The sequence below is a fragment of the Paenibacillus sp. MAH-35 genome (genome assembly GCF_058135425.1).
The window spans coordinates 338,373-349,954 of record NZ_JBYUPU010000004.1; the positions used below are offsets into that span (position 1 = coordinate 338,373).

The window sequence follows — 11,582 nt, forward strand, 5'->3', positions numbered from 1 at the left end:
CGGTGATACCGATGCATAACCGGGATAAAGTGCTGTCCGTCAAAGATTTGACGCGATATATCAAGATGAAGCTCGAAGGCGACTCCGTGCTTAAGGACGTCTGGGTAAGAGGGGAATTGTCCAACTTCACCCACCATTCGAGCGGACATATGTATTTTACGCTGAAGGATGCGGACAGCCGGATCAAAAGCATTATGTTCGCATCGAACAATCAGCGGCTCGGCTTTATTCCGCGGGACGGCGCGAAAGTAATTGCCCGCGGCAATATTTCCGTGTTCGAGCGGGACGGGCAATACCAGATGTACGTCACGCATATGCAGCCGGACGGGATCGGAAGTTTGTATCTGGCGTTCGAGCAGCTCAAAAAGAAGCTCGGCGACGAAGGTTTGTTCGCCGCTCCGCGCAAAAGACCGATACCGAAGTTTCCGCGTACGGTCGGCGTTATTACGTCGCCTACGGGAGCGGCGGTGCGCGATATTATGACTACGCTTCAGCGGCGTTATCCGGCGGCGCAAATATTGTTGTATCCGGTTCTCGTGCAGGGCGCCCAGGCGGCTCCTTCGATCGTTCGCGCGATTGAAGTGATGAACCGGCACGGCGAAGCGGATGTGCTTATCGTCGGACGCGGAGGCGGATCGCTGGAGGAGCTGTGGGCATTTAATGAAGAGATCGTAGCCCGCAGCATATACGCCTCGGCGATTCCGGTCATATCGGCTGTAGGACACGAGACCGACTTTACGATCGCCGACTTTGTGGCCGATCTTCGTGCTGCCACGCCAACGGCGGCGGCCGAGCTGGCGGTTCCGCATATCATGGAGCTGAAGCAGCATATCGCCCATTTGTCGCAGCGGCTGGTGAAAGGAGTATCTTCGCAGTTGTCGGTTAGACGCGAACGGTTACATCGTCTGCAAAAGTCTCCGGCCCTTACCCAACCGCAAAGACAGCTTCAGGAGCCGGCTCAGCGGCTCGACCGGATGAAGGAGCAACTCGTATTTCGGCTGCAGCAGCGTCTGTCTGCGGCGAGGGAAAGCTCGATGCGGCTCGACCGGAAGCTGGCATCGCACAATCCGAAGCAGCAGCTCGTATATGCCAGGAAGCGCGTCGAAGTAACCCGCCATCAGCTGCTTCAATCGATGCAGGCCGTCTTCAAGGAAACGCGTCACCGGTACGTCTCACAGCTTCGCCAATTGGATGCGCTGAGCCCGCTGAAGGTGATGCAGCGCGGTTACAGTCTCGTCTACGACGATCAGGAGAAGCGGATTATCAAATCAGTCAGCCAGATTCAGCCGGGAGATATGGTGAAGATCCGGTTAACCGACGGCAAGCTGAATTGCCACGTATGGGGAATGGAGGAGAACCTGGATGAGCAGCGTGAAGGATGAACCGGTCAGCTTCGAGCAGGCGATGGACAAGCTGGAGCAGATCGTAGCCAAGCTGGAAAGCGGGGACGTTCCGCTTGAGAAAGCGATTGAGCTTTTTCAGGAAGGCATGTCGCTGTCCCACTTGTGCGGACAAAAGCTGGAGCAGGTGGAACGCAAGATCGAAACACTGCTGGAGGATAACGGGAACTTCGTAAAGAAGCCGTTCCAGCCGGTGTCCGATGAAAGGGAGAACTGATTCATGTCTCATCCGTCCATAATGGACTACATCAAAGAACGCGCATCATTAATCGAACGCGAGCTGGCCGCTTACGCACCCGAGGATTGGCATATTCCTGCGGTTCTGAAGGAGGCCATGACGTATTCGCTGATGGCAGGCGGCAAGCGGCTCCGGCCGGTAATGGTGCTCGCCGCCGCCGAAGCGTGCGGCGGCTCCGTCGAAGCGGCACTGCCCGTCGCGGCCGCCGTCGAGATGGTACATACGTACTCGCTCGTCCATGACGATTTGCCCGCGCTGGATAACGACGATTATCGCCGGGGACGGCTGACGAACCATAAAGTGTACGGCGAGGCGATCGCGATCCTCGCCGGCGACGCGCTGCTTACCCATGCTTTTTATTCGGCATCCCGCGCCTCCCGGCTGTACGGCGTTCCGGCGGAACGCGTGCTCGATATCATCGAGGAGCTGGCGATTCTGGCCGGTCCGCGCGGCATGGTCGGAGGCCAGGTCGCCGATATGCAGGGCGAACAGGGACTGACCCAGCTTGCGGAGCTGGAATATATTCATCTGCACAAAACGAGTGACTTGATCGTATTCTCGCTCAAAGCGGGCGGCCGGATCGGGGGAGCGACCGAGCGACAGCTGAATGCGCTGGAGACGTACGGAAGGAATATCGGTCTGGCTTTCCAGATCCAGGACGATATTCTCGATGTGGTCGGCGACGAGCAGAAGCTCGGCAAGGCGGTTCGTAGCGACGAGAAAATGCAAAAGGTGACGTATCCGTATTTTATCGGACTGGAAGCTTCCCGGCGTAAGGTGACGGAACTGACCGATCTCGGCAAGCAAGCGGTACGGGATGCGGGGTTCCAGTCGCCGGAGCGGCTGCTGGAGCTGGCCGATTTCCTGACGGAGCGGGATCATTAACGAATCGAATGGACGGGTTGTTTCCTAGGCTGCCCGTCTTTTTCGCGTTCGCGCAGCGTTATTAGGCAATCATTGAGTGAGATTTCGCGAATATGGTATAATGGTGTCGGATGCAGGCTGTGATTCGTTAAAATACGGGCAATACTACTCCTATACAATGGTTAAGTCGAACGGAAAGCGAGGGCATAACGTGCTCCTTAATCAAATTGACAGCCCGGCCGACCTCAAAAAGCTGAGCGTTTTCCAACTGGAGACGCTGGCTGAGGAAATCCGCGGCTTTCTGATCGAAAAGTTATCCAAAACCGGCGGACATCTGGCTCCCAATCTGGGTGTCGTCGAGTTGACGATCGCGCTTCATTATTTGTTCGACAGTCCGAACGATAAATTTATTTTCGATGTCGGCCATCAGTCGTATGTGCACAAAATTTTAACCGGACGTAAAGACCGCTTCGATACGCTGCGCAAGTACAAAGGCTTGTGCGGATTCGTCAAAATGTCCGAAAGCGAGCACGACGTCTGGGAAGCCGGTCATAGCAGCACGTCGTTGTCCGCCGCGATGGGGATGGCGATCGCCCGCGATCTGAAGGGTGAGCAGAATAAGATTGTCGCCGTAATCGGCGATGGCGCTTTAACCGGCGGTATGGCGCTTGAGGCGATGAACCATATCGGCCACGAACGCAAAAACTTGATGGTCGTCCTGAACGACAATGAGATGTCCATAGCGCCGAATGTCGGTGCGCTGCACAATTACTTAAGCAAGATTCGTACCGACAAGCATTATGCGAAAGCGAAAGAAGAAGTCGAGCATCTGCTCAAAAAAATTCCCGCGATCGGCGGGACGCTTGCGAAGACGGCGGAACGTCTCAAGGACAGCCTGAAATATCTGGTCGTCTCCGGCGTATGGTTCGAGGAGCTGGGCTTCAAATATTTCGGTCCGGTCGACGGGCACAATCTGCCACAGCTGTTCGAGACGTTCAAGCAAGCGGAGAAAGTGAACGGTCCTGTCCTCATCCACGTTATTACCGTAAAAGGTAAAGGCTACTCTCCGGCCGAGGAAGATTCGCATACGTGGCATGGCGGAGGGCCTTACAAAATCGAATCCGGCCAATTTATTAAAGCGGTCGGGCCTCCGATGTACACGGAAGTGTTCAGCAATTCCCTGATCGAGCTGGCGGAGCAGGATGAGCGGATCGTTGCGGTTACGCCCGCGATGCCCGGCGGATCGGGACTTCTGAAATTTGCCGAGCTGTATCCGGACCGGATGATCGATGTCGGGATCGCCGAGCAGCATGCCGCTACGCTGTGCGCAGCGCTTGCCCTGGAAGGAATGAAGCCGGTGTATGCCGTCTATTCAACCTTTATGCAGCGGGCGTACGATCAGATCGTTCACGATATTTGCCGGCAAAATACGAACGTTATTTTTGCCATCGACCGGGCAGGGTTTGTCGGCGCTGACGGTGAGACGCATCAGGGTGTGTATGACATTGCCTTTATGCGCAGCATTCCGAATATGGTCATGATGATGCCTAAGGACGAAAACGAGCTGAGGCATATGATGAAGACAGCCGTCGATTACAATGAAGGGCCGATTGCGGTCCGTTACCCGCGGATGAACGGCGTAGGCGTGAAGATGGACGAGGAAGCGAAGCCGATTCCGATCGGATCGTGGGAAACGGTGCGCGACGGCGAAGGTTTCGCCATTTTGGCCGCGGGGCCGCAAATGCTGGAGCTTGCGTTCGGCGCAGCCGAGCTGCTCAAGAGCGAGGGCATCCAGCCGCGGATCGTGAACGCGAGATTTTTGAAGCCGCTTGACGAGCAGATGCTGATGAATCTGTACGAGGACGGCTACAATATTTTAACTCTCGAGGAAGGGACCGTGAAGGGCGGCTTCGGCAGCGCGGTTCTGGAGTTTTATGCGGAGCGGGATATTTACGGCGTTCGCGTGAAGCCGGTCGGCATTCCCGACTATTTCGTCGAGCATGGCAGTCCGAAGGAGCAGCGTCAGGAAGTCGGGCTGACGCCGGAGAGAGTCGTCACGGAACTGAAAACGATGCTGCCCAGGAAAAGGCAGCGCGCTTAAAGTGCGAGTTCAAAAAGTCCGGTTTTCAGCACCGATCAAAAGTGGATTTTTTGAACAACCTCTTAAACAACGGTAGGAGCGTTGGCATGTCTTCTAATAAAGAAAGGCTCGACGTGCTTCTGGTCGAACAAGGATTTTACGACAGCAGGGAAAAAGCGAAATCGGCGATTATGGCCGGTCTCGTATTGGTAGATAACGACAAGATTGACAAAGCCGGGACGAAAATCCCCCGGGAGGCGTCCATTACAGTCAAAGGCGCGGTGCACCCGTATGTGAGCCGCGGCGGCCTGAAGCTGGAGAAAGCGATCCGTTCGTTCGGACTCGATCTGAACGGAGCGATTATGATCGATATCGGGGCTTCGACCGGCGGATTTACCGACTGCGCCCTCCAGCACGGAGCTTCCTATGTGCATGCGGTTGACGTAGGTTATAACCAGCTGGACTGGAGTTTGCGCAACGATCCCCGCGTTCATGTAATGGAGCGGACGAATTTCCGGCATATGCAGCCCGGCGACTTGCCGGGAGAGCCGCCTGTATTTGCGTCGATTGACGTATCGTTCATTTCTCTGAAGCTCATCTTGCCTCCTCTGCGGCAGCTGCTGGCTCCGGAAGGGCTGGTAGCCGCATTGATTAAGCCCCAGTTCGAGGCGGGGCGGGAGAAAGTAGGGAAGTCGGGCGTCGTTCGCGATCCGCATGTTCACCGGGAAGTGCTGGAAGGCGTGCTGCAGTTTGCGCAGGAGATCGGGTTCGGTGTGAAAGGATTGACTTATTCCCCGATAACCGGCGGAGAAGGTAACATCGAATTTCTCGTCTTGTTGACGATGAACGCCGGTACGCCCGGCGTCATGTCCAAGGCGGCGCTGGAGTCGTCCATTCAGGAGACGGTGGAGACGGCGAACCGGTCGTTTTAAGCACATGCAAAAAACTCATCCGCGAGATGAGTTTTTTGTATATGAGAGAGGATTTTCCCGGTACGTGCTAGAATGTGTTCTCCATGGCCGGAAATCCGGACGAATGCGGAAGCTGGAGCTGCTCCAGGATGGAGGGGACGCTAGATGCGAACCGGTGACTCTTTCGTAATTCTGTTACTTATCGCCGTTCTTGTCATCTGGTTTTACGCGCGGGGACGCAAATGGTACGATAAGCCGAGAGCGGCGCTTGCGATTCCCCGGCAGGACGAGCTGTATTTGCCTTCCGAAGAAGCAGTGATGCTGCTGAATGCGAGGGGATATGAGATTGTGGCGGGCAAGCACAAACTTCCCGTTACGATGACGATGGACGATCAGCTGCTGGAGAGCCGTATATTTGTCGATGCGTATGTAATGGACGACGAAGACCGGTTTTATGTCGTGAAGCTGGCCCGGGAGCGGATGCCTCTGGAGATGACAGGCAGCGCGATCCGGGAGAGGCTGCTGGTGTATAGCTTGCTGTACCCAGAAGCGGCCGGGGTGCTTTATGTCGATCCGGCTATCGGCTCGATCCGGAAAATTACGTTCGAAGTTGAACGGGACTAAATAGGAGGATTACATTTGCATGAAAGCCCAACGGCATTTCAAAATTAGGGAAATTATTACCGGCAAAGAAATTGAAACCCAGGACGACCTGGTGAAGGAAATGGGACTCGCCGGCTACCAAGTGACGCAAGCCACAGTTTCCCGGGATATTAAAGAAATGCAGCTGATCAAAGTACCGCTGGAGGACGGCCGCTACAAATATTCGATGCCTGCGGAGCAAAAAATCAATCCGCTGCCCAGGCTGAAGCGCGCCTTGCACGATCATTTCGTACATATCGACTACGCGGAAAATTTGGTCGTTATGAAATGTATGCCGGGTACGGCGAATACGCTCGGGGCGTTAATTGACAGTTTGGAATGGAGTGAAATCATGGGGACGATATGCGGTGACGATACGATATTGATCATATGCCGCACCAAAAGTCAGAGCGGGAAAGTGGTAAACCAGTTTAAAGGAATGCTCGGATAACCGATTTTTTCCGGCGGGAGGAAAGCGTATGCTTACAGTATTGACCATTCGCAACTTGGCTGTTATCGAACAAGTCACCGTTTCGTTCCGGAACGGTTTTTCGGTGTTGACCGGAGAGACGGGCGCGGGGAAATCGATCATCATCGATGCGCTCGGACTTATTGCGGGAGGGCGCGGCTCCGCGGAACTCGTCCGTTACGGATGCGAGAAGGCGGAGATTGAAGCGGGGTTCGAGTTGGCGCACGGACACCCGGTCTGGGACGTGCTGGCGCGGATCGGCATCGACGCCAACAGGGACGAACCGCTGATTATCCGCAGGGAAATATCGGCGCAAGGGAAAAGTTCGAGCCGGATCAACGGCCAGCTCGTCAATTTAACGATGCTGCGCGAAGCGGGCGAATGTCTCGTCAATATTCACGGGCAGCACGAGCATCAGTCGCTGATGAAGGCGGAGGCGCATATTCACTGGCTCGATATGTTCGATGCCGAAACGATCGTACCGGCTCGCACCCATTATGAGGAAGTGTATGACCGGTATACGGAACTTCGCAAAGAGCTTCGGCAGCTGGAGGAATCGACGAAGCAGGCGTTGCAGATGGCCGATCTGTACCGGTTCCAAATCGAGGAAATCTCGGCGGCATCGTTAAAAATCGGCGAGGATGCATCGTTATCGGAAGAAAAGCGCAAACTAGCGAATGCGGAGAAGCTGTTTCAGAACGTGGCGGACTCATACGACGCTTTATACGGCTCCAAAGGGTTATCGGCGATTTCGAAAGCGATTCAACGCATATCCGATGTGTCGGCGGTGGACACGGCCAAGCTGAATCCGCTGCTGGAGCAGATGCAGTCGGCTTTTTATCAACTCGAAGATGCGGCCTTTCAGTTAAGGGATTACCGTGACGGGATTGAATTCAACCCGGCCCGGCTGGAGCATGTCGAGCAGCGGCTCGATATGATCGGAATGCTCCGCCGCAAGTACGGGGACAATGTAGCCGAGATTATCGAGCACGGCAAACGGATCTCGCAGCAGCTGGAGCTGATCGAAAACAAGGACGAAGCGGTGAAACGGATAACGAGACAAACCGAGCAAGTCCAAGATCAGCTGCTCACGGCCGGCGACAAATTGTCCAAGCTTCGGCAGCATGCGGCCAAGCGGTTAAGCCACAGCATCGAAGCCGAGTTGAAGGCGCTTCATATGGAACGGACCCGGTTCGAAGTACAGTTTCTGCGGAGCGGACATTCGGAGGATCTGGAATCGCCGAGCTTCACGCGAAACGGCCTGGATCAGGTCGAATTTCTAATTTCGGCCAATCCCGGAGAACCGCTGCGCCCTCTCGCGAAGATCGCATCCGGTGGGGAGATGTCGCGAATTATGCTGGCGATGAAATCGATTTTTGCGCGGGTAGACCGTATTCCTGTGCTTGTTTTCGATGAGGTCGATACCGGAGTCAGCGGACGGGCCGCTCAGGCGATCGCCGAGAAAATGTCTGAGCTGTCGCAATATTGCCAGGTGTTCTCGATTACACACTTGCCGCAAGTGGCCTGCATGGCGGATTCGCACTATTTAATACTTAAGACAATTCAGGCGGACCGGACCTTCACCTCGGTGGACGACGTGCGCGATTCGGAACGGGTAAGGGAGCTGGCCCGTATGCTCGGCGGTGTGGAGGTAACGGAAAAAACGCTTGATCATGCCCGTGAAATGATTTCCCTGGCGAATGAAAAGAAAATGAACGCCAATGTGTGAAAATAGCCACAAAACGTGGCATCATTTGCAGTTATAAAACGATCGGGGCACGGTTACCTTATAGGTACGCAATCGGCGAATCGCCTAGTCAGGCAGCATGGAAAAGGGAGCGTGATCGATTTGGGTACCGGCAGAAAAAGACTGATGGGACTTATTCTCGTCTTCTTCGTTTGTTTGGGTTGCATTTCCACTCCTTTTCAAAGCTTCGCTTCGTTCCCCGACGAATTAAGGATGTTTACCGGTCAGGGCAGACAGCTACACCTGTCGATGCCTGTCCACGCGCAGGTTACGGTTAATCCGGAAATTGTAAAAGTAAACGGAGTAGCCGAGCATTCGTTTCAAGTGGATTTAAACCGTCCGATTTCGCTTGAATCAGCCGGCAGCGGTCAAACCGATCTGCAGCTTCGCTTATTCGGGAAAATTCCGCTAAAAACCGTCAAAGTGAATGTGATGCCGGATCTGAAAGTCATTCCCGGCGGTCAAACGATTGGTGTGAAGATGAAGTCGGACGGCATCATGGTCGTCGGTCATCACCTTATCCAGGTGGCGGAGAATAAAAAAGTGTCCCCTGGCGAGGAAGCGAAAATTATGGTGGGCGATCTGATTCGGGAAATCGACGGGACGTACATCAACGATGTCTCCAAAGTGGCCGATATCGTCAAAAAGGCGGGTGAGCAAAAAAAGCCGCTCGCGCTGAAAATCCGCCGCAACAATCAAGAAATTACCACGAGCATTACACCGGCTTACGATATGTTTGATAAAACGTACCGCCTCGGGTTGTATATCCGGGATTCGGCGGCCGGCGTCGGCACATTGACCTTTTACGCACCGGATCAAGGCGTGTATGGCGCGCTGGGCCACGTCATTACCGATATGGACACGCAAACTCCGATTCCCGTCGGGGACGGTCATATCGTCCATTCCAACGTAACGTCCATCTCCAAAAGCCAAAACGGCGAACCCGGCGAGAAACGGGCCAATTTCTTCAACGAAAGCAAAGAGCTGGGCAATATCGAAAAAAATACGGCATTCGGCATTTTCGGTAAAATGTATAACGCTCCGGATCATGCTTTAGCGAAAGAAGCGATTCCAGTCGCCTTCGCGGAGGAAGTCAAGGAAGGGCCGGCTCATATCTACACCGTCATCTCCGGTCAGAAAGTGGAGAAGTTCGATATCGAGATCGTTCATGTGTCCAAGCAGGAGTTCCCGGCGACGAAAGGCATGGTTATTAAAATAACCGACCCGCGTCTGCTGGAGAAAACCGGCGGGATTGTCCAGGGCATGAGCGGAAGTCCGATTATTCAGAACGGAAAAATGATCGGAGCCGTCACACACGTATTCGTGAACGACCCGACGTCGGGATACGGCTGCTTTATCGAGTGGATGCTGCAGGATGCAGGGGTTGTGATCGGTTCGAACGAACAAAAAAATCTTAAGGCTGGGTAAAATCCGCCTTAAGATTTTTCGCTTTTTGTCGAACGATCGCGTATCGGGAAGAAAAATATTATTATAGATGATTTGTTGAAAAAAAGAAAGAAAAAAATTTTTCGACAGAAGGAAAAACGATCGCCGTGTCGAAAATCTTTAGTAGTGGAGCAATCTACCAACACTTTCTGCGTTACAATCGAAGGAGGATATGAAGTTGCAAAAGATCGAATTGCTATTGGCCGACGACAACCGAGAATTCACAAATTTATTATCGGAATTCATCTCCGAGCAAGACGATATGGTGGTGGCGGGCGTCGCCTATAACGGCAACGAGGTGCTGTCTTACATCGAACAAAACAAGAAAGTGCCCGACGTCCTCATTTTGGATATTATTATGCCGCATCTGGACGGTCTCGGCGTGTTGGAGAAGCTTCGCGAGATGAACCTCAACCCGCAGCCGAAAATTATAATGCTTACTGCGTTCGGTCAAGAGAATATTACTCAAAAAGCGGTTCAATTGGGAGCTTCTTATTATATATTGAAGCCTTTCGATATGGAAATATTGACGAACCGGATTCGTCAGCTCGTCTCCAATTCGAGCTCGATGACGTCTTCCGTCGCATCCAAGCCCAATGTCGTGCCGATTACAAAAGGAAAAAACCTGGATGCCAATATTACGAGCATCATCCATGAAATCGGCGTACCCGCACATATTAAAGGGTATCAATATTTGCGCGAAGCGATCACGATGGTGTACAACAACATCGAAATTCTCGGTGCCATTACGAAAACGCTCTATCCGGCCATTGCCGAAAAATACAAAACGACCCCGAGCCGTGTTGAACGGGCGATCCGCCATGCGATCGAAGTCGCTTGGACGCGCGGCAATATCGACAGCATCAGCCACTTGTTCGGTTACACCATCAACATCAGCAAGTCGAAGCCGACGAATTCCGAGTTCATCGCGATGGTGGCGGACAAGCTGCGGATCGAGCATAAAGTTTCTTAATAAGTTCTGCTGCTGTACTGTTCATGCGCTGCCGGGAAATTAAGCCAGAATGCCAGTATAAATAAAGTCAGGGTCTTACCGGTGAACCAGCGCGAAATTATCGGCTTCCGACGGCCATCGTTCCGATAAGCTTCAGCGCGGCTCTCCACGAAATCAACTAAATACGCGAATTCACCCCCGGTTCTCTTCGATGGAATTGGCAGCTGGTGCATACTTTAAGTGTATACGAAATGGGGGAAAATTACAAACGTTTGTTCGCATATAAAACAATAAACATTCATTTTTGGATTAAACGCTCTTTGTCCTATGGGAAAGGGCGTTTTATTTTTTTATTTTAACTTCAACGAAGGTTTGACCTTGCTAAAGGCTAGAGCGTGGATAGCGAGAAGTCAAAAGCCCAAAAGCGAAAGGCCAAAAGCGAAAGGCCAAAAGTGAAAACCCCAACCCCAACCCCAACCCCAACCCCAACCCCAACCCCAACCCCCAAAACCAATAGCTCATAGTTAAACACCGAAAACGATACCAAAACCCAAAACCTAAAGGTGAAAATACATTTCCTTATCGATCAGTTGTTGCCGCAAGTCGTTTTTCGCTGACCTTTCAGCTTTCTCCTCAACCTATAGACAGGGGAAAAATGGAATAAGAGCGGTTTGTACCTTCTATTTTGTCCAAAACCCGCTTGAATGGGAAGGGCGTCGAAAGACAATACCCCACTTTGTTCACGGAAATCGAGGAGGTACGAGCAAGTGAATGCCGATCAAAGGCTAACTACACCCAAAAACAAAGTTCAAGAACTCCAGCGAGTCCTCTAC

General features: G+C 53.0%; 10 protein-coding genes. All 10 read left to right on the forward strand.

The window, feature by feature from the left end:
* The first annotated feature begins 11 nt into the window (after nucleotides 1–11).
* The 10 genes from xseA (at nucleotide 12) to spo0A (ending at nucleotide 10,770) form a co-directional block, all read left to right on the forward strand.
* Complete coding sequence (gene xseA, locus AC3Y2E_RS06345; protein ID WP_379208293.1) at nucleotides 12–1,382, forward strand: exodeoxyribonuclease VII large subunit; 1,371 nt, start codon at nucleotides 12–14, stop codon at nucleotides 1,380–1,382.
* Nucleotides 1,363–1,617 carry an exodeoxyribonuclease VII small subunit gene (gene xseB / locus AC3Y2E_RS06350; protein ID WP_332075649.1) on the forward strand — a complete coding sequence of 85 codons (255 nt, stop codon included), beginning with the start codon at nucleotides 1,363–1,365 and terminating at the stop codon, nucleotides 1,615–1,617. Before xseA ends, xseB begins: the two co-directional genes overlap by 20 nt.
* 3 nt (nucleotides 1,618–1,620) lie before the next feature.
* Nucleotides 1,621–2,523: a polyprenyl synthetase family protein gene (locus tag AC3Y2E_RS06355; protein WP_379208296.1), complete on the forward strand. Its 903-nt coding sequence runs from the start codon at nucleotides 1,621–1,623 to the stop codon at nucleotides 2,521–2,523.
* A gap of 157 nt (nucleotides 2,524–2,680) precedes the next feature.
* Nucleotides 2,681–4,603 carry a 1-deoxy-D-xylulose-5-phosphate synthase gene (gene dxs, locus AC3Y2E_RS06360; RefSeq protein WP_379208327.1) on the forward strand — a complete coding sequence of 641 codons (1,923 nt, stop codon included), beginning with the start codon at nucleotides 2,681–2,683 and terminating at the stop codon, nucleotides 4,601–4,603.
* A gap of 86 nt (nucleotides 4,604–4,689) precedes the next feature.
* Entirely contained in the window at nucleotides 4,690–5,514 is an 825-nt protein-coding gene (locus AC3Y2E_RS06365; RefSeq protein WP_379208299.1) for a TlyA family RNA methyltransferase, read from the forward strand.
* Between the two features lie 144 nt (nucleotides 5,515–5,658).
* On the forward strand, nucleotides 5,659–6,117 hold the full coding sequence (locus AC3Y2E_RS06370) for a hypothetical protein (protein WP_379208301.1): 459 nt from the start codon (nucleotides 5,659–5,661) through the stop codon (nucleotides 6,115–6,117).
* Between the two features lie 19 nt (nucleotides 6,118–6,136).
* Nucleotides 6,137–6,586 (forward strand): transcriptional regulator AhrC/ArgR, encoded by a 450-nt coding sequence (gene ahrC / locus AC3Y2E_RS06375; RefSeq protein ID WP_190925392.1) that lies wholly within the window; start codon nucleotides 6,137–6,139, stop codon nucleotides 6,584–6,586.
* Nucleotides 6,587–6,614: 28 nt separating this feature from the next.
* On the forward strand, nucleotides 6,615–8,333 hold the full coding sequence (gene recN / locus AC3Y2E_RS06380; protein ID WP_379208304.1) for a DNA repair protein RecN: 1,719 nt from the start codon (nucleotides 6,615–6,617) through the stop codon (nucleotides 8,331–8,333).
* Nucleotides 8,334–8,477: 144 nt separating this feature from the next.
* A complete protein-coding gene (spoIVB, locus tag AC3Y2E_RS06385) occupies nucleotides 8,478–9,779 on the forward strand; it encodes a SpoIVB peptidase (protein WP_379208329.1) in 1,302 nt (433 codons plus the stop codon).
* A 196-nt stretch (nucleotides 9,780–9,975) separates the two neighbouring features.
* A complete protein-coding gene (gene spo0A / locus AC3Y2E_RS06390) occupies nucleotides 9,976–10,770 on the forward strand; it encodes a sporulation transcription factor Spo0A (protein ID WP_379208306.1) in 795 nt (264 codons plus the stop codon).
* Nucleotides 10,771–11,582: the final 812 nt, after the last annotated feature.